This is a genomic window from Spirosoma aerolatum (assembly GCF_002056795.1).
GTDB classification, from domain to species: domain Bacteria; phylum Bacteroidota; class Bacteroidia; order Cytophagales; family Spirosomataceae; genus Spirosoma; species Spirosoma aerolatum.
On the sequence record NZ_CP020104.1, the window covers coordinates 188,912 to 211,411 of the forward strand.

Annotated in this window: 14 protein-coding genes; 9 read left to right on the plus strand and 5 right to left on the minus strand. The window is 49.0% G+C overall.

Annotated elements, in window-relative coordinates; genetic code table 11:
- Positions 1-293: 293 nt before the first annotated feature.
- Both B5M13_RS00815 and B5M13_RS00820 read right to left on the minus strand, forming a co-directional pair.
- Positions 294-5,783 carry an alpha-2-macroglobulin family protein gene (locus B5M13_RS00815; RefSeq protein WP_080059744.1) on the minus strand — a complete coding sequence of 1,830 codons (5,490 nt, stop codon included), beginning with the start codon at positions 5,781-5,783 and terminating at the stop codon, positions 294-296.
- 99 nt (positions 5,784-5,882) lie between these two features.
- Positions 5,883-6,320: a nuclear transport factor 2 family protein gene (locus B5M13_RS00820; protein ID WP_080053857.1), complete on the minus strand. Its 438-nt coding sequence runs from the start codon at positions 6,318-6,320 to the stop codon at positions 5,883-5,885.
- Positions 6,321-6,435: 115 nt separating this feature from the next.
- Between B5M13_RS00820 and B5M13_RS00825 the strand changes: the two genes are divergently transcribed.
- Both B5M13_RS00825 and B5M13_RS00830 read left to right on the plus strand, forming a co-directional pair.
- Positions 6,436-7,431, plus strand: coding sequence for a YHYH protein (locus B5M13_RS00825; RefSeq protein WP_080053858.1), 996 nt, complete (start codon positions 6,436-6,438; stop codon positions 7,429-7,431).
- Positions 7,432-7,524: 93 nt separating this feature from the next.
- Positions 7,525-8,148 (plus strand): hypothetical protein, encoded by a 624-nt coding sequence (locus B5M13_RS00830; protein WP_080053859.1) that lies wholly within the window; start codon positions 7,525-7,527, stop codon positions 8,146-8,148.
- 36 nt (positions 8,149-8,184) lie between these two features.
- Here B5M13_RS00830 and pbpC read toward each other — a convergent pair whose 3' ends face one another.
- Positions 8,185-10,638 carry a penicillin-binding protein 1C gene (gene pbpC, locus B5M13_RS00835; RefSeq protein WP_080053860.1) on the minus strand — a complete coding sequence of 818 codons (2,454 nt, stop codon included), beginning with the start codon at positions 10,636-10,638 and terminating at the stop codon, positions 8,185-8,187.
- Between the two features lie 168 nt (positions 10,639-10,806).
- Here pbpC and B5M13_RS00840 point away from each other — a divergent pair, with 168 nt between their 5' ends.
- Positions 10,807-12,201, plus strand: a complete 1,395-nt coding sequence (locus tag B5M13_RS00840; RefSeq protein WP_080053861.1) for an MBL fold metallo-hydrolase RNA specificity domain-containing protein — start codon at positions 10,807-10,809, stop codon at positions 12,199-12,201.
- Positions 12,202-12,273: 72 nt separating this feature from the next.
- Here the strand turns inward: B5M13_RS00840 and B5M13_RS33895 are convergent, their stop codons facing one another.
- Entirely contained in the window at positions 12,274-12,486 is a 213-nt protein-coding gene (locus B5M13_RS33895; RefSeq protein WP_080053862.1) for a hypothetical protein, read from the minus strand.
- 114 nt (positions 12,487-12,600) lie between these two features.
- On the opposite strand from B5M13_RS33895, the gene B5M13_RS00850 reads away from it, so the two are divergent.
- Genes B5M13_RS00850 through B5M13_RS00860 form a run of 3 tightly spaced genes read left to right on the plus strand, consistent with a single transcriptional unit; the run spans position 12,601 to position 16,296 of the window.
- Complete coding sequence (locus B5M13_RS00850; protein WP_080053863.1) at positions 12,601-14,070, plus strand: BatD family protein; 1,470 nt, start codon at positions 12,601-12,603, stop codon at positions 14,068-14,070.
- A gap of 31 nt (positions 14,071-14,101) precedes the next feature.
- The gene (gene aroC, locus B5M13_RS00855) at positions 14,102-15,181 is read left to right on the plus strand and encodes a chorismate synthase (protein ID WP_080053864.1); all 1,080 of its coding nucleotides are present in this window, start codon (positions 14,102-14,104) and stop codon (positions 15,179-15,181) included.
- A gap of 53 nt (positions 15,182-15,234) precedes the next feature.
- Positions 15,235-16,296, plus strand: a complete 1,062-nt coding sequence (locus B5M13_RS00860) for an FAD:protein FMN transferase (protein ID WP_245859648.1) — start codon at positions 15,235-15,237, stop codon at positions 16,294-16,296.
- 4 nt (positions 16,297-16,300) lie between these two features.
- Here B5M13_RS00860 and B5M13_RS00865 read toward each other — a convergent pair whose 3' ends face one another.
- Positions 16,301-17,668: a Gfo/Idh/MocA family protein gene (locus tag B5M13_RS00865; RefSeq protein ID WP_080053865.1), complete on the minus strand. Its 1,368-nt coding sequence runs from the start codon at positions 17,666-17,668 to the stop codon at positions 16,301-16,303.
- A gap of 210 nt (positions 17,669-17,878) precedes the next feature.
- On the opposite strand from B5M13_RS00865, the gene B5M13_RS00870 reads away from it, so the two are divergent.
- The 3 genes from B5M13_RS00870 (at position 17,879) to B5M13_RS34385 (ending at position 22,438) form a co-directional block, all read left to right on the plus strand.
- Positions 17,879-20,896, plus strand: a complete 3,018-nt coding sequence (locus tag B5M13_RS00870; RefSeq protein ID WP_080053866.1) for a TonB-dependent receptor — start codon at positions 17,879-17,881, stop codon at positions 20,894-20,896.
- Between the two features lie 163 nt (positions 20,897-21,059).
- Positions 21,060-21,620, plus strand: coding sequence for an APC family permease (locus B5M13_RS34380; protein ID WP_262508062.1), 561 nt, complete (start codon positions 21,060-21,062; stop codon positions 21,618-21,620).
- Between the two features lie 38 nt (positions 21,621-21,658).
- Positions 21,659-22,438 (plus strand): APC family permease, encoded by a 780-nt coding sequence (locus tag B5M13_RS34385; protein WP_262508063.1) that lies wholly within the window; start codon positions 21,659-21,661, stop codon positions 22,436-22,438.
- The last annotated feature ends 62 nt before the right edge of the window (positions 22,439-22,500 follow it).

Below are 22,500 nucleotides of genomic sequence, written 5' to 3' on the forward strand. Positions count from 1 at the left end.
TTAACGAGTGGTTGACGGGAGATGTTTGGGGTGGTTGTTCGTAAATAGCTGTTTAAGTTTTCCCTAAAGCTTTTGGTAGGTTGTTTTTGTCATGCTGAGGAACGAAGCATCTTAATGTTCTCAACTCTCAGGTAAGCATTCTTCAAGATGCTTCGTTCCTCAGCATGACAAAAGTCTCCTATTGAAAATAGTCCCAAAAGTTTTAACAATTTCTAAGAAACATGGTCACACTCTATCAAAAGCCCCTTCTGAAAACCAGCGGAGGGCCGAGCTGACGCTTGGGTTAGTGTACATCACTTCACCATCAGTGTACCTGCACCATTGTAGCTGCGGTATTCGCTGTTGTACATGGCATCAGCAGAAACCGGGCCTACTACGAAACGGCCTTTCGAGACGGCACGGGCTAAGTAATAGAACGTTTGCTCCGTACCCGTAGCCGAAGTATAAAAATTGATACGGTCGTCGCGAAGGTCGAAATAGTCGGGAACGGAAGGTTTCTGAATCCAGCCCATATCGCGGGGTTCGGTTAAGCGCGGGTTTTCGACTTCCAGACCGGCGGGTAATAGATCGGTAACCACTACGTTATCGACCGATAGGCCGTTGGTGCTGGTCAGGGTGATTTTGATAACCACCAGATCATTTTGTCGAATGTCGCCTATGGGTTGCCCATCGCGGCTGAGATATTCCCGGCGAACGCGTAACCCATTATCCTCTTCCGGGACTTTGCTGCTAGCTGGAATTCCTTCACTCTGCGCAAAATAATACACATTACCCGAGCCACTGGCATTGATCTGCAAAGGCGCGTTAGTAGGCACTCGTTTGATGTTTAGCAGCGCGTCGTTTAGGGTTCCCAATGATTTACCTGCGGCTGTTACTGTCGCCGTAGCGCTACTATTGGCCGTTTGGCGAGCCAGCTTGCCAAGCGATAAAAAGGCAAAAGCCGCTTCCTGCGTGTTTATGTATGGGGTTTGTTTTAGAGCACCCGCGAGTTGACGGGCCAACGTCGGAATCTGTAGGTTATCCCGGTCGGATTCAACCAGCGCATCCAGCGTTAGGGCCAGGTTCCGGATGGGCGATGCGTAACTATCGCCGGTTTGTCGACCTATGGTGCTGTCGGTAAATCGTTTTGGTAACAGTGTCGAAAAACTACGGGTATCACCAACGAGGAAGAAGGTTGAGGCTAACAAATAGCGGCTATCGGTCGTCAATAAGCCTGCATTCTGTTTGTAATAGTTCATAGCTGACCGATTCGGCTTACCGGCCACCGCTAAGGTATAGAGCGCGTAAATACTGGTGCGGCTAGCCAATTTACGGGTTGTTCGCCCACCCGCTTCGTCATACACAACGACATCCTCGATAGCGGGCGCGTTTGTCAGGGTGGTTAGGTAATCCATTGCCGAACTCAGTACCGACGATCGAACTTCGTAACCCGCTTCCTGCGCTTCGGCCAGAAAATGAACGGCATAGGCAGACGCCCAGCTATCGACGGTCGAGCGTCCCTGCAACGACGGCATTCCGGGCCACATCGTAAACCCTCCCCCCGGTACCTGCTGGCTTTCGACTTTCTGGATCGCTTGCCGAACGTTGGTTGCCGGATTTAGGTCGCTCTCGCCCGTCCGCACGAAATACACGTTTGCCGAAAGCTGTTTCGCCAGATCGGCAAAGTACAACTGCGGGAATGCTTTTGAAATGGTCTGTTCGATACAACCATGCGGATAACCAAGCAGATACGACAATTCGCGCCCATACTGTGCTACCGGCGACCGACTCAACGTGACACTGGCTTTTGCCGTACCCGGCAGGAAATTACTCGCCAATTGTAACGACTGCGACTTACCCCCGGCTACGGCTCCCGACAGGGTTGTTTTTTGCAAGGATGCGGCCGGGCGAACGGTAATGTCAGTTTTTTCGGTGAAGGTTTCCCCCAGGCCGTTAGCCGTAATTGTAATGCTGCCCGTCCCGATGACCTGTTTGGCTGAGATGCGGAAAGTAGTCCGCCCTTCACGTCCGGCTGGGATGGTCAATTTCTGTGTACTGAGGCTATCAGCGGATAAAGGGCCGGTTAAGCTTAGCCGGGCAGTAATCGTAGCGGGTTTTTGGGTCGTATTGCTCAGATTGACGGGTAGTTCGAGGTTGTCGCCAGGAGTCAGGAACCGGGGAACACCCGTACTGATCACAATGGGGTCGGCTACTTTCATGTTGGTGTTGGCCGAGCCAAACGCGTTGTCTTTGTAGGCAACCGCCATAACCCGCAAATCGCCCGAAAACTGTGGAATATCAACCGAGAATTCGGCTTCGCCATCGAAACCCGTTTCCAGAATGCCACTCCACAAGGCTACCAGTCTAACCCGGCCGTTGCTCAATGGATTCACCCGTTTTTCCAGATCGTAGCCATCCCCCCCAACGCTGGACGATGATTTTAGCGAAAGTTCGGGGTAGAGTAGGGCGTATAAATCGTGGCTGCTGACTTCGAGGGCGCGTTTCTGGTAGAAAAATCCATGCGGGTCGGGTGTTTTGAAATTCTTCAGTTGCAGAATCCCTTCGTCCACAACGGCTACAGTTACCTGGGCATTTCGGGCGGTTTTAATCTTAATGGTTTGCTTCGTTTTTGAACGCGACTGCGTGGCTGCTGTAATTGTCACCGGGAGTTGGGTATCATTATCCTGAACCGTTACCGGAGCAAATCCATGAGCAACCGTCAGGGGCAGATTCGTATTGTCCATCGCCCGGATCAGCGTAGCCGTGATATATACGTTCGGCAAATGCTGACTGCCTACCGAAAAGCTCCATTCCGCTGATTTATTCTTGGTAGTCAGCCATTGTTGCTCCAGCACGTTGTTTCGTTCTATCGTTACCAGAAGCTTTCCGTCGAACGGTGCTTTGAAGAGTACTTTGGCTTTATCGCCGGTTTGGTAAGTTGGCTTGTCGAGCGTCATGAGCACCTGCCCTTCCTGGCTAACTTCAAACGAGGAAGCCGACGTGCTGCCGTAGCCGTATGCATAGAAGCCCGTAGCCGCATAATTAACACCACCCGGCCGACGCACCCGGATTTCATACTCGCCCGAAACGGTTGGTACATACCGGAAACTGGCTTTCCCTGCTTTAAACAGAAGCGTGTTGGTATAAACCGATTTCTCGCGTCGTTTGGTGCTGTATTTAATACGAGCCTGGTCACCTTCGCCTTCTTTTTCGATGACGGTTTGATAATCGTAGCGAACCACTTCCACATTGGCCGAAGCCGATGGTCGAAGCGTTCCTGTTGGGTCGAGAGCTACGAGTTCAGCCGCTACGGGCGCATTGGTGGCCACATAGGTATCCGGCAAGCGAACGCCGTAGAAGGTATCCTGCGTCAGAACGTCCAGCCGGCGGAGTCGGTTTACGGGGCGCCCATTTTCATCAAAGACTGTGACGAACAATTTGGCTTCGAGTAGACCAATGTCCTGATAGGCGGCTGAAAGAGGGAATTTTTCGGTGGCCTGTCCATTGGCATTGGTGCGCCCCTGGCGAAGTTCCTTCGGAAACGGATCGGCTTTGGTAGCGTTAGTCCCGGTTGATATTTCGCCTGAGGGAATGCTGAAGTCATAATCGCCGTACCCTTTAGGTGCGAAAGCTTTCCGTTTGAGCTGCAACTCCATTTCATACGCCCGGTCGGAAGCAGGTGGGCCAAACAGGTTCATGGCTGTGGCCGAAAGCGTAATCGTTTGCCCTGATTTATAGCTTGATTTATCGGTCAGCACATCGATCTTGATCCGGTCGGGAATAAACTCTTCTACGCTAACAGGCTGCGAGGTAAGCAATACGTTGTTGGCATTGAGTACTTCGATGGTATAGGTGCCCGTAACAGCGGCTGGATTAAGCGGAACATCCGTTGTAACGGCTCCCTGGGCATTGGTGGTTTTACGGAACGCGCTCATTTCGCGGCCGTTAGGGGCTAATAAACGAATCAGAACAGGAATTTCACCCACGCTTTGCCAAGTCTGCGACCGGATCACCGTATTGAAATGGAGGGTTTCGCCAGGTCGATAAATATCACGGTCGCCATATACGAATGCATCGAAACCTGATTCGTTGTCGTATTTACCTTCGACCTCAAAACGGGAAGTTTCGACTTCGGTATCGGGTAAAAACAGGAAATTAAAGTCGTCGTCTGTTCGGGCGGTAATGAGTGAAATGTTAAAACCAGGGGCTTTTTCGGTGATTTTGTCAAATCGGATAAAGCCGCTGCCATCAGTTTTCAGCGTGTATACCGACTGATTGTTGCTACTGACCAGCGTGACTTCAACGCCCTGAATCGGTTCGGCGGAACGGATGGAATTGGCCCAGATCAGAATCTCGTTTTTGGTCTGATGGGCTACCAAACCAATGTCGGAAACAGAAACCAACTGACTGGCCTGCAAATAGGCTTCGTCTTTTGAATTGACCGATACCAGATACACTCCCCGAAACGTGTTGTTTTGTTGCGGTAAGGAGAGATTTAAAGCTGAAACGCCCCGGACTTTTGGCAGGTCGGTGGTCTCGACCGTTTTGTTGACGAGCACATCACTTAAATCGCCCTGTTCATCATCGCTGTAATTAAAGGAACCTGACGGCCCCCACTCACCATTGGCATTTTCCTTGTATTCTTCGTAGCGGTTGTTGCGGAAGTAATTCAGCAGGTTGTTTTCATACACTTTCGAAATCTTAACCTGCACTTTGGGTACGTTCACAATATTCAGCCCCACATTCCGCGCGCCTTTTGAGGATAGATAAAGCGCCTTTTTATTGGCGAACTGAATGCTGGCTGGCATTTTTCCGAAAAACAAATCCTTGGTTACAGGTTCAGCCAGTTTGGTGCCCAGCACCCCGCGAATCTCGTCGGTAAGCGTGAGGACGTACGTATCGGTTTCGTTGAAATTGCCCCGTATAATAAAGCCATTTTCGGTCAGTTCGGCGGTGGTTTCGACCTGCGGTTGAATGGTGTAGTATTGAGTCAGATTACCGGGTTGCAGTTCCTGGGTCGTAATGACCCGCACTACGCCCCGGTTGTTCTCGAAACTGGTCTGCACATCGGCCACATCGACTTTAAAACGCGAGGGTAAGGTGCTGGTTTCTTCAATAGGCTCTTTACTGACATAAGCCGTATTGGGTACTTTCAGGCCCTTGTCAATTTTCAGCGTCAGCGGCTGTTCATTCTTCTCAGCTGGCGCATTGGTCAGGTTTAGCGCAACCGAGTTTTGGCCTTCGCTAGGGGTACTCTGAATGGTCAGGGCTTTGTCTTCCGACGTTGCCGATACTTTGCTCGTGACGTCGGCTGCCGATACAGGGTAGTTAAAATTCAGCCGGGTTTTGGCGAGAGGCTGCCCGGTCTCCCGTGATTTGGTCCACCAGTTTTCGATGCTGGTCAGTTGCAGATAGGGCGTATGAAAATTAATGTCTTCACCCGATACCTTCAGGTCTTTTGCTTCGGAGCGTTTGAGCAGATCGTCGGTTAGTTCGGCGCGGTAGTCTGTGGCCGGATCGAAAGCGACGGCTGGCGAAAAGACCAGTTCATTGGGTGCTACCCATTTAAACTTTCCCCGAACGGCCGGAATAAACCGAACATACTGGGTTGAGTCCCACTCATCGAACTGATTGGTTGGGCCAACGTTTTTATTGAATGTAAAGGTCAGGTTCTGGGTCTGTTGAATTTCATCATCGAAATTACGTCCGACAACCGCTACTTCGTTGAACGACAGACGAGAACATTGAAAAAGGAATAGCGATAAACCGATAGCAATGAATAGCGGACGGAGAAAGAGTCGCATTGGCATGAGGGTAGGAATGAATGGCCGAATATAGACGAAAAAACCCACTCCAAAATTGCGGAGTGGGTTGATTTTCAGCAGGCGACTTAGTAAGCGGTATCAGCGAGTGGGGGTAAACTGAATGTTGGATATTTTCCAGCTGCTGCCCTGTTTTACGCACATCACAGAAAAGATTACGGTCGCATCGAAGCCATTTCCCTGAACAGCCCCTTTGGTTTTCCAGCTTCCGGTAACCACGGCTGCATCGTTGTTATACTGTCGTGTTGCTGCGTTCGAAACAGCGCCCGTTTCGACGACTACATAGCCACCACCAACGGCCTGTATAAGCTGGCTACCATCTACGCTGCTGCCGTCGAATGAGATCAGTACGCAATCGTTGGTGAGCAATTTGCCAAGGGTGTTGCCGTCTTCATCCAGCATAGCTTTGAAAAAAGCGTTACTGGCAGTGGCTGGGTCCTGCGTTGGATCGGTGGCTTGCTGAGCAAAGGAGTAGGTAAGCAGACAAAAGCTGGCGAATACGGTAAGGATTAATTTCATGGTCGGTTTAGTTTACACCGATAAATTTAGAACAGTTTACTAAAAAACTACCAGAATGCGTAGGAACTAATCGTAGTAAGTCGTCTAAGCGGTTGGTGTTAACTTCCAATTCGCTATGTTTTTCGACAAAAAAATTAACTACACTACATTCGGCTTTGCTTACCTGTTGTTAAGTATGTCGTTGTTTCTGATTACGATAAGCTGTAGTAAAGAAAATGAACCGACAGCAACCTCGTCTGATGAAGTTGTTATTGACGTTGACCCATCGCTTTTTATTCAGGCAGGGCTGGCTGAGCCGATTACGAAAGTAGCAAGGACTCTTTCTGATGGCACCTCCGCAACCTGTTATAAAATTGTCACCAATAATACACCCACGGAACATGCGGTTGGCCCCTGGTGCCCAACCAACATCACGGATAATGCCAGCAAAGGAGGCATCTGGTTTGAAGGCGGAAAAGTATACGATGTTGATGGTGCCTTTATTAAAAACCTGGCCAGCTTTTATAACGATGCGGTCTGGAAACTATACAATGCCGATGGCAGTATTAAAGTGACTAACACGAAAGTGGCTTGTGAAGCCGCAGCCCGGCCCAATGTAGACCCTGCCTACAACAACTATTGTGTCGAATGCCAGCCATCCTATGTATCGGGCTTGAAAAAAACGTTTTATATTCCTGTAAAGCCGGTAAAACTAAGTCAATCGGCTTCGATTATGGGCATGGGCACCGTTGTGGGTATAGCATTTAATGGTGTCAATTTTGACCCACCTGCCCCCACTTCAGCTATTCTTGGCGCACATACGCTGGCCCCTTTGGACGATGCGGGTGGCCACGTCAATACGGCCACTGGCTATCATTACCATGCAGCTACCGGCCTAACTAAAAAAGTTGCTCAAAGCGACGGTCATGCCGCCATGATCGGTTATGCTATGGATGGCTATGGCATGTATGAGCGACTGGATGCAAGCGGAAAAGAACCTACTGACCTTGATGCCAATCGGGGCCATTATGACAGTGTGCGGGGATACCACTACCATGTAGCTTACGCTGGAAATAACAGTTTTATTAGTGGCTTCAGAGGGGCACAAGGCTCATTTTCGGTGAGTCTCTAAGACGGCCGTTACCAGCTAATCGGGTCTTCCTTCAGACGATGAGTCGGTCACGCATTTTCAGAATGCTCAGCAACTACTAGCCAATAGTGATTTATGAAGAAGGCTTTTTTAATTTCTCTGTTTCTATACATTCCTACTTTTTTATACGCACATAGTCCGCAGATCTCGACGATTGTGCTGGCTCAAACTAAGGCCGGGCAATGGAATGTGCTTATCGGGTCAAGCTTATCGGCTTTTCAATATTCTTTACAAACGAAGGGTTTATTGAAAGAGTCGGATACGCTACAGGCGGCAGCGTTTCAAAAGATGATCCTGGAACATCTGCGAGAAAACATCCAGATAAGGGCAAACGGCAATGGTCCGATAGAGCTTACACATGGAATGGTCATACTGAATCATCAGACAGATGTTCGGTTTGATTTAACTGGAATGCCTCAACAATTACAAACGATTACAATCCGACAGGGAAGCTTTGCCAGTCTCCGAAATCATTATTGCATACTCAAAATTTTTCCTGACGGTGGTCGTGTTAGAAGTTTTATTTTGCAGGAAAGCAACGATTTTATGATTTCGTTGAAACTCAGCAATAATGATTTAGTTGAGGTCTTTCCTAAGAATTATACGAACTGGGACCCGTGGTTAGGCGGTATTGGGTTCTTGACGCTACTCGGAGCTTACCTCTTTTTACATCGAAGAAATAAAGTACTTGTCGCTTAGCTAGGAAGCAAATTGTTAGAAAATCCGACCAAACAATCAAAGTGGTTTTATCAGTATGCGAATATCGCTGCTTCGGCCTTTGTCATCGGCGCAGGAAATTTTGAGGGAGCCTGGTTGGGGTTTGAAAAAGATGGCTTCGGTTGGTTTGGCCCGGCGGTAGAGCTTATCGTTCAGATACCAGAAGACCGTTTGTACGTCGTTGGCTGCCTGACAACTTAATTCCATTTCGGCCGGTTGTTTGGGGTTGATGAAGTACTCGCTACCCCCATTAAGGCTGGTAATTTGAGGAACGGCCTGATCCGTATTGCCAAATACACGTTCGCAGGCTGGATTGTGCGGGGGCGCCACTTCAAACGGAATATGCCGACTCTGGTAAAAGGCCACAACCTCCGGCGTTAGATTGGGATACGATTTCCGAACAAAGCCTGAGTCGGGCAGGCAATGCACACAGTAGGAGATAGTACTCGCAGCATTGGTAAAAACAGCTTTCCGGTGCTGACAACGCCGATACCGCGAAACACCCATAATGCAGTAGTCAGTTACGGGGTTCTGGCAAAACTCACCCGGAACGTCGCCTGTTTCGGGACAGATGAGCCGCATCGCTAATCGGGTTTCGCCTTTGGGGGGCTGAAACCAACCCGTGGGTGAGTTGTAATCCAGTACGTTGAAAAGCTGAAACAACAAAGGTGTAGCCGTATTGGCTCCACTCAATTCAGCTACGCCTACCCCCGAAAAGTTGCCGACCCAAACGCCAATCGTGTAGCGTTGATTATAGCCAATGCTCCAGGCATCGCGCCGACCATACGACGTTCCGGTTTTCCAGGCAATGCGGGGCAGGTGATAGCTATTGTCGAAATTATTGGGCAAATCGGGTCGGGTAATCTGCGTGAGTGTATGCGTGACAAGGTACGTGGCTTCGGGCGAGAGGAGGCTGACCTCTTTTACCTCACCCCCCGGCCCCCTCTCCTTAAAAAGAGGAGAGGGGGAGGTGAGATCGCGTACCTGTCTCCCCTCTCCTGATTTCAGAAGAGGGGCTGGGGCGGGCCGACGTATCGGTGAGGTAAACGAGGTCAGCTTCAATTCTCCCCAACTTCCGCCATTCGCCAGTCCGGTATATAGGCGGGTCATCTCTTCCAGTGTAACCCCACAACCGCCCAAGATCATGGAAAGTCCTAGTTCGTTTTTCTGCTTTTTGATGGCCGAAAAACCCGCTTTCTGGAGCGTTGACACGAGGGCTGGAGTGCCCACTTCTTTCAGAAGGGCCACCGCCGGAATATTCAGCGAATTGGCCAGCGCGAACTCTGCCGTGACAGAGCCGTTGAACCGACGGTCGAAATTATCGGGTTGGTAACCGCTGAAATTGGTGGGTACGTCGGCCAGTTTAGTTTTAGGCGTAATCATACCGGCATCGAATGCGAGTCCATACAATAATGGTTTCAGGGCACTTCCCGGTGATCGCACAGCACGCACGCCATCGACCTGCCCACCATCGAACGTGTTCCTAAAATCGGACGAACCAACATAGGCGACAACTTCTCGGGTATGGTTATCCACAACCAACACCGCCGAATTGTGGATATTATAGCTTCGAATGCGGTTGGCATATTGCTGAACCAGTCGCTCAACGGTGGTTTGAGTACTTGGACTAAGCGTCGATTGAATAATCGGGATATTTGGATACTCAGCCCGAAGCCGTCGCGATAGGTGCGGAGCTTGCTGGGGCGCTTCATGGCGATAAACCTGCAAAGGCTCAGTCTGTGCATCCCGAATGGTTGATTCATCAAAAAGACCAGCCTCCCGAAATCGTCTGAGCCATCGATCCCGCTCCTGCCTGACGAGCGAATTTCGAACCCCCAGACGAAGGCTGGATGGTCGGTTTGGAATGATGGTTAAGGTCGTAATTTCGGCCAGACTAAGCAAGGCAGGTGGTTTGCCGAAGTAAAGCAGTGATGCCGATTTCAGTCCCTCGATATTGCTGCCGTAAGGAATCAGATTCAGATAGAGTTGCAGGATTTCGTCTTTTGAATAGTGAAGTTCTAATTGTAATGCTCGAAACAACTCGATCAATTTGGCCCCATAGGTTCGCTGGCGGGGTTCGAGTAACCGGACGGTCTGCATTGTGATGGTCGATGCTCCCGATGTCCGCCGGCCTGTTAGTATATTTCGGAAGGCTGCCCGTAGCAGCGCAATAGGGTTAAAACCCGGATGGTATCGAAAATATTTGTCTTCTTTAAACAGGATCGCTTCGCGTAGGGCAGGGGTAATTTCATCCAGTTCCACATACATACGCCACTTATCGTCGCGGCTCAGGAAGGCATGTAAAATAGTGCCATCACGAGCTGTAACAAGGGTTGAGTACGAAACGTGTGTTCGGAGTGGGAAGAAAAAATCAAGGGCAAAAAAAATCAATAGCATCGCCAGAACGGTTTTAGCTACACCCGATTTCCAGAACCGCTGGGCTATCTGTATCCCTTTTTGCCTTAATGACATGACAATTGCCTGAAACTCTCTGTTTATTTGTACGTCTTAGGACGAGTTTGCAGTATTCGGTTTTTAGGGTAAGGTGTACTGATGAGCTGGCGCGAAAGCCGTCTCCTCTGTCTGCCACCGAAAGCTGTACACTGTAAACCGAAAACTACACAAAAATTTACCTAAATCATGACCATTCAATTTTTCGGTGCGGCCCGGACCGTAACCGGCAGTAAACACTTACTCACTACAGTTAATGGCAAACAAATCTTACTCGACTGCGGTCTGTTTCAGGGCATCAATACCGACGAACTGAACCAGGAATTTGGGTTTGATCCGAAACAGGTCGATTATATGGTACTCTCGCATGCGCATATCGATCATACCGGGCTCATTCCCCGATTGGTACGCCAGGGATTCAGCGGACCTATTTACACGACCTCGTCGACCATTGACCTCTGTAAGATTATGCTGATGGATAGCGCCCGGATTCAGGTGCGGGATCTGGAGCGGGTAAACGAGCGTCGGAAACGGCGCGGTGATCCTGAACTGGAAGCCCTTTACGACGAGGACGATGTACAACAGGCACTCGAATTGATGAAGCCGGTTCACTACAATAGCCCGTTCGTGATTTGCGATGAAGTAACAGGGCTGCTAACCGATGCCGGGCACTTGCTGGGGAGCGCATCGATCAGTTTGACCATCCGGGAAAATGGTACCGAAAAACATCTGTTTTTTAGTGGCGACATTGGCCGTCCCGATGATAAAATTCTGCGGTCGCCTGAGCCTTTCCCACAGGCTGACTACATCATCTGTGAATCGACCTATGGGGACCGATTGCACGAAACGGAGCCCGATATGAAAGCACATTTACTGACTATTGTCCAGCAAACGTGTGTTCAGAATCGAGGCAAGCTTATTATTCCGGCCTTTGCCGTCGACCGTACGCAGGAGTTGATTTATGCACTCGATCAGCTAGCCAGTGAGGGCCGGCTGCCAAAACTGCCCGTTTATATTGATAGCCCCATGGCGGTACAGGCTACGCGGGTCATGCAGGACCATGAAGCGGATTTTAACCCCGACATTCTGGCGTATATCAAAAAGGATGGCGATGCTTTCGATTTTCCCAATCTGCACTACATCACCGATGTTATGGATTCGAAAGCGATTAACGATAGCAAAGAACCGTGCATCATTATCTCGCCATCGGGTATGGCCGAAGCTGGCCGAATCAAGCATCACATCAAAAACAATATTACTAAGCCCAATACAACTATTTTGCTGGTGGGTTATGCATCGCCGACTAGTTTGGGAGGAGCGCTGAAACGGGGTGATAAAGAGGTGACTATTTTTGGGGAACGTTATCCAGTTGTGGCCCGAGTAGCCATAATGGATTCATTTTCGGCACATGGCGATTACAAAGAGATGCTCCATTTTTTAAGCTGTCAGAACCCTGCCAAAGTTAAAGCCGTATTTTTGGTACATGGTGAGTACGATAAACAGCTCATCTGGAAAAAACATTTGGAGGAGGCTGGTTTCAGCCATATCGAAATTCCTGAGATGAAGCAGAAAGTGGTTTTATAGTGTACATAAACCCATAAAAAAACTCCCCCGATTGTTGAGGCCGGGGGAGTTTCTGGTATTTATCTGCTTTCGTCAGGTAAATCGTACGCGTGCTGCCCGCGCAAAACAACGATTTAGTACCGCTCGATACACTTTGCCGAATTGAACGTAACACCAGCGTCTGAGTTGCTTAACTTCCTTTGGAATGAGCAATTTTATAGCTTTGGCCAATTCTTTTTCAAAGAGAGCTTTATCAAAACTCACCTTCTGAAGGATGGTTTTGATATATTCGAGCATAGAGAGCATAGGGTATCAGTTTTTTGGTTAGGAAGCTTGTCGAATATAAGAACGAAATAGGCTATCCGGTTCGTTCTTATTCTCGTAACGGCTTTCCATGAAAATTGTTGCTTCAAAATAACGATGTTACTTGCAATATTCCGTATTATTTTTGTATTATTTTTTCTTAACATTGTGGCCATTTATGGCCAAGTGCCTGATAATGTTGCTTCTGTTGAATTAAGTGCTTCTACCTTTCCTATTGAACGGCCTTTTACGATATCCGTTATCATTCCGAACAGCGAAAACCGGGTAACTGTCCCTTTTCCCGACATACCAGGATTTATTAAAACAGGTGTCACAACAAGTATGTCGCCCAGTGAAGTTAATGGGAAAACGATTACAAATCAAGTTATTACGCAAACTTATCAGGCGTTAGCACCTGGCCGATTTCGGATACCTCCGTTTAGCATTGAGATTAATGGAGAAACGGTTCAATCAGTAGGTACTATTTTGGTAGTACAGCCCTCAGCAAAATCATCAGTTCCACTCAGCACAACCCTGGCTACGGTCGCTACAACCTCAAGTGATGCGGCTTTTCTGGACATTCGAACCTCTAAGTCCAGTGTTTATATGGGCGAAGGACTAGCGCTGACAGTATCGTTTTTTGTAGCAGATAATTACCCTTATGTGCTTGATTTTAAAGGTCTTGACAAGCAGATACAGGCAATTTCGAAGAAAATTCGCCCAGCCAATTCTTGGGAAGAAAGCGAGCCTATTACTGAACTGAAACCCGTTCCGGTGCTCATCAAAGGGAAAAAATATCGGGAAATTCAACTTTATCAGTCTATCTTTTTCCCCTTGTCGAATCAGTCGGTGCAAATACCTTCGGTGGCCATTCAACTGACTCGTACACGGCCCTTTATCGGCCCCCCGACGGCCCAGCTTGAGCGGGTTTTATTTACTAGTAAGCCACTGACGATAAAGGTCAAAGCCTTGCCAGCCCATCCATTGCGCGGCCGAGTATCGGTGGGGACATTTCGGTTAGAAGAAGCCCTGGAGCGGCAAGGTATTCATATAGGTCAGAGTGTTCGATACACATTTGCGATCACTGGAGAAGGTAATATTGCCACGATTCCGGCTCCTGTGCTCGTTAACGAAGGCCCCGAATTAGACATATTTCCACCGGAAGAAAAGCATGCCATCAGTCATTTTGGTAATCAGATAACGGGGCATAAAACGTTCTCTTATTTTATTGTTCCGCGCCAAAATGGACAGATTTTGTTGGCAAATCACTTTCAATGGATTTATTTCGACCCCAAAACCGCTCGTTACGATACCCTTCGTTCAAAAGTACGACTACAGGTAGGCAGCCATAATACCCAGGATGGGAGCCAGCCTGCAATCTTAGCAGACAATGCAAACGTACGTAGTGAAACGGGTCAGGTAGCCTCAACTGATCGCTCATTCTACGCCGGTATTACGGCTATGGATAGCACCCGTCAGCCAATCAGTATTTCGGTATTGATTCGGGCGATTGCCAACGTCCTGATTATCATTATGCTATTGGGAATGGTTTTCGTCTTTTTTAAAAAACAGCATACGGGCCGATAGCATCTGGTTCAGTATCGATTACACAACACGCATGAGCAGCACATACGGAAGCTTATTTCGAATTTCTACATTTGGTGAATCACATGGGCCTGGTATTGGGGTTGTGATTGATGGTTGTCCGGCCGGTTTAGCCTTTGATACGGAGTTTATTCAGCATGAACTGGATCGGCGAAAACCGGGCCAATCCCGTATTACCACGCAACGGCGCGAAGCCGATGAATTTGAGGTGTTATCGGGCGTTTTTGAGGGAAAAACCCAGGGCACGCCCATTGCCTTGCTCATTCGCAATACCGATCAGCGCAGTAAAGACTATGGGCATATTTCGGAACAATTCCGCCCCTCTCATGCCGATTATACGTATCAAACCAAATATGGCTCCCGTGATTATCGGGGTGGAGGGCGTTCATCGGCTCGTGAGACAGCCGCTCGTGTAGCGGCCGGAGCCGTTGCCAAACTGTTGCTGGCTCAGAAGGGCGTTCAGATCAAGGCGTATGTATCGCAGGTAGGTACATTGAAACTTCAAAAATCCTATCAGGAGCTAAATCTGGATCTGGCCGAAGACAATGCGGTTCGCTGCCCCGACCCGGAAACGGCCGAGCAAATGTTTCAGTATATTGATGAAACCCGCAAACGGGGTGATTCCATTGGTGGTATTGTCGATTGTGTGGTGGCAGGGGTTCCGGCTGGCTGGGGTGAGCCCGTTTTCGATAAGCTTCATGCCGAACTGGGGAAAGCCATGCTTAGTATTAATGCAGTAAAAGGGTTTGAATACGGTAGTGGTTTCGCTGGTGCAGAACGGTACGGGTCGGAGCACAACGATGAATTTTACATGGATGCCAACGGGAACGTTCGTACACGGACCAATCATTCCGGAGGTATTCAGGGAGGAATCAGTAATGGAGAGGATATCTATTTCCGAACGGCATTCAAGCCCGTGGCTACCATTATGCAGGACCAGGAGAGTGTGGATGTACACGGGCAATCGGTAACTGTTTCGGGCAAAGGCCGACATGACCCCTGCGTGGTACCCCGTGCGGTTCCGATTGTTGAAGCAATGGCTGCGTTGGTGCTGGCGGATATGTACCTGCGCAACAAGGCTGCTCAGGTTTAGAATAGCGGGACTGGTAGTGGCTGACGTTCAGTTTGTTATTTATGGTTTAATTCATGCATAAGTTGCTTGCAGTATACCAATTTTTAGGCCGTTTGTGGATTCACAAACGGCTTTTTTACGGGTTAATGGGCTTGCTTCTAACTAGCGGTGTATCGGCGCAAATGCGCTTCAGTTTCCATCGGGGACTCATGGGCACGCAGTTCAATCTCATTGTTTACGCCCCCGACAGTGTTGTTGCTCAACAGGTAAACGCTGCGGTTTCGGCTCGGATGGATTCGCTGAATCAAATTATGAGCGATTACCTCGATGGCTCCGAAATCAATCGACTGTCGGCAACGGCCGGGTCGGGAAAATGGGTGCCTGTATCGACAGACCTGTTTCATGTGTTACAAAAAGCGCAGACCATAGCCCGGTTGTCGAACGGCCGATTCGATCCGACCATCGGGCCTTTATCGCTACTATGGCGGAGGGCCGTACGGCGGAAGGAGTTTCCATCGGCCAAAGAACGTCGACGGGCCAGGCAGGCGGTTGGCTATCGATTCATAGAACTCGATAGCCTTCATCGTTCGGTTCGATTGCTAAAGCCAGGTATGCGGCTGGATGTTGGTGGGATAGGCCAAGGTTTTGCCGTCGATGAAGCCTTAAAAACAGTACACGCTTTAGGTGTTCAAGCCACTTTACTCGACATTGGCGGGGATATTCTCGTTGGGGCAGCGCCCCCCAAATCGAACGGGTGGCGGGTGGAAATTAGCTCAGGAAAAGTAAACGATCAGGATACGATAACCATACTGCTTCATGATGCCGCCATTACAACATCGGGTGATACGTATCGATTCCTGGAACATAAGGGCCGACGGTATTCCCACATTATGAATCCCCGATCAGGACTTGGCTTGCGGCATTTCGTCCGGGCAACGGTACTGGCACCTACGGGCTATCAGGCCGATGCACTTACTAAAGTATTTAGTGTAGCTGGCTTACGAAAATCTAAGAAATTACTGAAGCGATTTCCAGGCGTAGACGTATTGATGGTGGAAAATAAAAACGGCCGACTGCACGTATGGCAATCGGCCGGGTTCCAGCAACTGGAGATTTCCAGGTTAAGAAAACGCTAATGAATTATACAGCAATGGTTTTGCCGGGTACTGCAATCTGGTAGTAGCCGTCTTTATCAGGTAGGCTCTTAGGCATTGCATCCCAAGCCAGGGTGGTTGGGAACAGGTCGATTTGCGAGTTCAGGGCTTCATCCCATTTTACGGTTTTGCCCGAGTATGATGCCATACGGCCCATAATGGCGGTCATTGTACTTTTGGCACCATGCTCGGCATCAGCAAATTTGTACTGACCTTTGGCAATAGCATCAAAAAGTTCGTCGTGCTCAATCTGGTACGGGCTTATGTCTGTTTTGGCGTTGTAGGTGTAAATCGGCTGACCATTGTAACCGACTAAGCTACTGGTTTTCTTTTCCATCCCTTCAATTTTACCTTTTGTGCCAAGGAACAACTCATCGACTCGGCTGTAGGTACCTTCGTAGTGGCGACACTGGCTGTTGATGGTGCTTCCGTCGGCGTAAGTAAAATCGATGATGTGGTGGTCGAAAATCTCACCGTCATCTTTTCCATTTCGTACCTGACGGCCGCCCGTACCCTGGCAGGAAACCGGATAGCCTTTTTTCACCCAGTTGGCTACATCGATGTTGTGGATGTGTTGCTCGTTGATATGGTCGCCACACAGCCAGTTGAAATAATACCAGTTGCGCATCTGGTAATCCATTTCGGTCTGATTCGGTTTGCGGGGTTTGTGCCACACTCCTCCACTTACCCAATATACCTGTCCGCCGATGATATCGCCAATGGCTCCATCGTGGATGCGCTTAATCATTTCACGGTAGCTGGGCTGATAGTGACGCTGTAAACCCACCACAACGTTCAGTTTTTTCTTCTTCGCTTCTTCGGCGGCTGCCAGCACCCGACGAACACCCGGCGCATCGGTAGCCACTGGTTTTTCCATGAAGATTTGCTTGCTCTGGCGAACGGCTTCTTCGAAATGGCTGGGCCGGAAACCCGGCGGGGTAGCCAGAATAACCACATCGGCCAGCGCTATTGCCTGCTTGTAAGCGTCGAAACCGACAAATTTATGATCTTCAGGGACGTTGAGTTTGGGTGACCCATCGGGCGACTTAATATTTTTGGCCGTCAGGAAATTGCTGATGTTCTGATACGATTCGTCCAGACGATCGCGGAACGCATCAGCCATGGCTACGATCTGCACATTTTGTTTGGTGCTCAGTGCCTGCTGGGCTGCTCCGGTGCCGCGTCCACCGCAACCGATAAGCGCTACTTTGATGGTGTCGTTGACCGAGAAGTGATATCCTGGATGCCCACTTGCTTTTGCACTGAAAGGAAGGCTACCCAGAATAGCTCCTCCGGTAAGCAGGCCCGAAGCTTTTAAAAACTCCCGGCGGTCCTGATTGGATTCGTTTGCCATGTGTACAGAAAATTCGTTTGAGAAAGTCGCGTTAGAAAAGGCAGCAATACGAAAGATTTACTATTGAATGAGTAAAACAGCCTACGCTAGTAGACACATGACAAAAAATATTTATCAATTTGGGGAAAATTTTGTACTAAAAGCAGACTTATCGCTAGTTTAGCGTCAAAGGAATAGAGGTTAATGTCATCCATCTTTTATTGTACACATATGAGAAGAATACTTACTTATTCGGTTCTCTTTTTGGTTCTGTTCAGCCTGGTAAGTTTTACAGCGCTGGCTCAGACACGGATTTCCGGAAAAGTGACCGATGAAGCCCAGAAGGGCGCCCTGGCGGGTATTAGCATTGCTATAAAGGGTAAAGTAATTGGGACGATTACCGACCAGAATGGCACTTTTTCACTCACAACAAACACGCCAACGCCTTTCGTCATCGCTGTGACAGGGGTTGGATTCCAAACGCAGGAATTTACGATTAATGGAGATCGAACGGATCTGAATGTACAACTAAAAGAGCAGGTAATGCTCGGTCAGGAAGTAGTTGTGTCGGCCTCGCGGGTTGAAGAGAGTGTATTGAAATCACCTGTGTCGGTTGAACGGCTGGATATCCGAACGTTTCAGTCGACCCCCAGTGCTACGTTTTATGATGCCTTGCAGAATATCAAAGGCGTCGATATGAGTACGCAGAGTTTGACGTTTAAATCGGTAAACGTGCGCGGGTTCGGCGCAAACGGGAACACTCGGGTGGTACAATTGCTTGATGGAATGGACAACCAGGCGCCGGGGCTTAACTTCTCGGTAGGCAATATTGCCGGTGTTTCTGAACTGGACCTGGAGAGTGTTGAATTGTTGCCCGGTGCGGCTTCGGCTTTGTATGGCCCCAATGCCATCAACGGATTGTTGCTGATGACCTCAAAAAGCCCGTTTCAGTATCAGGGTTTGAGTGCGTACGTGAAAGGTGGCGTGATGAATGCCAGCAACCGTACCACGGCTACGACGCCTTTCTACGATGCGGCTTTCCGCTATGCCAAAGCCTTCAATAACAAATTTGCTTTTAAAGTAGGTGTGTCGTATCTGTCGGCAAAAGACTGGCAGGCAACGGATTATCGCGATCAGAGCTATTCAAACGGCTATACACTCGACAATGGTACGCGAGCCAATAATCCCGGTTATGATGGGGTAAATATTTATGGCGATGCTAGTGCCAACATGTACGCCAGCCTATTTGGGAATGGACAGCCCGGAACGGGTGCCAATGGCACGTCGCAAGTGTTGGGGTTAATTGCAACGACTCAGCTTGCGCAGGCTGGTAACAGGACGCTACCCCAGCTAACCGGTCTTTCTCCCCAGCAGATTTTTAATATCCTGATTCCTAATCTGAATATTTCACGGACGGGGTATCTGGAAAGTGACCTGGTTAATTACAATGCTACGAACCTGAAGTTGAATGGTGCATTGCATTATCGATTGAATGATAATGTGGAGGCTATTTTACAGGCCAACTGGGGTACAGGAACTACGGTCTACACAGGAGCCGACCGCTATTACATCAAAGGGTTCAAGTTAGGGCAGTATAAACTCGAACTGCGTGGCTCAAATTTCTTCGTACGGGCTTACACCACGCAAGAACGTTCGGGCGATGCCTATGCAACTTCCATATTGGGTCAGGGTATTAACGAAGCCTGGAGTGGTAGTGCATCAACCTGGTTTCCAACTTTCTTTGGAGCGTATGCCCAAAATGCGCTGCTTGGCTATGCTGGTGCTTACTTAACAGCCTTGGGATCTGGTCAAACGCAGTCGGCGGCATTGGCTGCCGCTCAGGCCTATGCTTCCAGTCAGCAGGGGACACTGTTAACCAATTCAAGAGATGCTGCGGATAAAGGGCGCTATTTGCCAGGTTCGGCTGAGTTTCAGAATGCGCTGGATAAGGTAGCAGCAAAACCGATTCCCGGTGATGCAAACGGAGTAGGGGCTCGGTTCCTGGATAAAACGAACCTTTACCATGCCGAATTTATGTATAATTTCAGCAAGGCAATTGATCCTAAACTTGTCGAGTTGATTGTAGGGGCCAACTTCCGTCGGTATGCGCTGAATTCTGAAGGTACGCTCTTTGCCCGTGATGAAAACGGTAAGGAATATAATATCGACGAATACGGTGCCTATGCGCAGGCTTCGAAAACGATTGCCGATGTGTTGAAACTAACCGGCTCGCTGCGGTACGACAAAAACCAGAATTTTAAAGCGCAGGTAAGCCCTCGTCTGTCGGCGGTATTGACGGTAAGCAAGGTGCATAATTTCCGGGCGTCATTCCAGCGCGGTTTCCGTATTCCAACCACGCAGGATCAGTATATCGATCTGAATACGCCGAGCGCCCGACTGATTGGTGGTTTGCCGCTTTTCAAACAGCGCTACAACTTTAGCGGTAGTCCGGTCTATACACTTCAATCGGTTCAGGCATTCGGGGCACTTTTGCAGCAAAATGGAGCTTCAGCATTGCCACAGGCGCTGGGCTTGCTGAAAACAGCTACCGATCCAGGCTATGATCCTGAACGGGTGGAAACCTACGAAGTGGGCTACAAAGGCCTGATCGGCAATAAGCTTTTCATCGATGCCTATTACTACTACAACCGTTTCCTGAATTTCCTGGGTAACCAGATCGTAGTACAGGGTAAAACACCAGTCACCCTAGCTGATCCTGTATCTACCCTTCAACTGGTTAGTAGTTCGACACGTAATGTTTATACATACCCAGTCAATTCGGCCACTACGGTCAAAAATGCAGGATGGGCTATCGGTGTGGATTATTTATTGCCAGGTAGTTACATGATTGGCGGTAACGTCTCTTCGAATTATCTGGTCGACAAAGATCAGATTCCGACCGGTTTCGTAACGCAATTCAATACGCCCAAATACCGCTACAACTTCTCGTTCGGGAATCGGAATCTGGCGGGTACAGGTATTGGTTTCAACGTTGTTTTCCGCGCTCAGGAATCATTCCTGTGGGAGTCGAGCTTTGCCAATACAGAAGCTACGGGCCGTCAACAAACGATCATTCCGGCTTATAGCACGCTCGACGCACAGATCAGCAAGAAAATCCCCAGCATCAAGTCCATCCTGAAAGTAGGTGGTACCAACCTGACAGGCAAGCTCTATACGCAATCGTGGGGTAACCCAAGTGTCGGTTCGATGTACTACATCAGTCTTACGTTCGACCAGTTGATGAACTAAGAAGCGTAGCAGCTCGTGTTTTTAAAGCCCTGTACTCGTCGTAATGAGTGCAGGGCTTTTTATTGTTATGTCTGACAAAGCTGTGTTGGCGAACTTTTAGGGCATTTCCTGCCTTTCTGGAATAGCACCTCGTCTTAACTTAATCTGGCTACCCACTACACGATTGAGCAACGATACATCTACTCCGCACGCTTCTGATTCAGTCCCAACCGCTTTACCGCGTCGCCTGACGCTGTTGCAGGGTACTGCGTTGAATATGATCGACATGGTTGGCATTGGGCCATTTGTCGTATTGCCTCTGATTATCAAAACGATGGGTGGTGGCCTATTTCTTTGGGCCTGGGTATTGGGTGCGGTGGTTTCCTTAATTGATGCCTTTGTCTGGAGCGAATTGGGGGCCGCCTTTCCGCAGGCTGGCGGTAGCTACAATTTCCTGAAAATTGCGTATGGCGAACAGCGTTGGGGGCGTCTCCTTTCGTTTCTGTATGTTTGGCAAACGCTGATTCAGGCTCCCCTTGTTGTGGCTTCGGGCGCCATTGGTTTCGCTCAGTATACCACTTATTTAATGCCGCTGGAAGTATGGCAGCAAAAAGCTGTTTCGGGTGGGGTGGTGCTGGTGATCATTGCACTTTTATATCGGAAAATCGATTCGATTGGCAAAATTGGCCTGGTCATGTGGGGCGCTGTTCTACTCACGCTTGGGGTAATTATTATTGGGGGCTGAGTAATATTCGGATTCCCATAGGCGACACCTTGCAGGCTATGGGTTCGGGAAGTAGCAGGCTGCTGGCTGCTGGTTTAGGTCATGCATCCGTCAAGACAATTTACTGTTATTTAGGTTATTACAATGTGTGCCATCTGGGGGGTGAAATTAAGCACCCCACCCGGAATATTCCCGCCAGCATGTTTATTTCGATTGTTGGCATCGCTGTGCTGTACCTACTGATGAACGTCAGCGTCGTTAGCGTAGTACCCTGGCGAACGGCTCAGGAAAGCACCTTTATTGTAAGCACGTTTATCGAAACATTGTACGGAAATCGCGCAGCTCAGTTGGCTACGGTCTTAGTCCTGATGGTAGCGTTTTCATCGTTGTTTGCCGTTTTATTGGGTTACTCACGGGTGCCTTACGCGGCTGCTGCTGATGGGCAGTTTTTTCGAATTTTCGCCCGATTGCACCCAACGCGCCAATTCCCCTATGTTTCGCTGCTGTTTTTGGGCGGGCTAGGTTTTCTTTTCAGTCTGCTATTCCGGCTAGGGGATGTGATTACGGCTATTCTGGCTATGCGGATTGTGATTCAATTTGTTGGCCAGGCAATTGGGCTGATTTTGCTGCATCGTCGTCGGAAACCCGAGTTCTTTCCATTCCGAATGCCTTTATACCCGTTACCAGTATTCCTGGCTATAGCTGTCTGGCTATTTATTTTCTTCTCAACGGGTCTGACGTTTATGCTTTCCGGGCTAACCGTAATTGGCCTAGGTATTATTGGATTTCTGGTATCAGCAGGTTATCGAAAGCAATGGCCATTTGAGAAACTTAGCTAATGTAACGTAACCGCAAGGACGCTAAGGCGCAAAGAATTTATATACTCTTCGCGCCTTAGCGT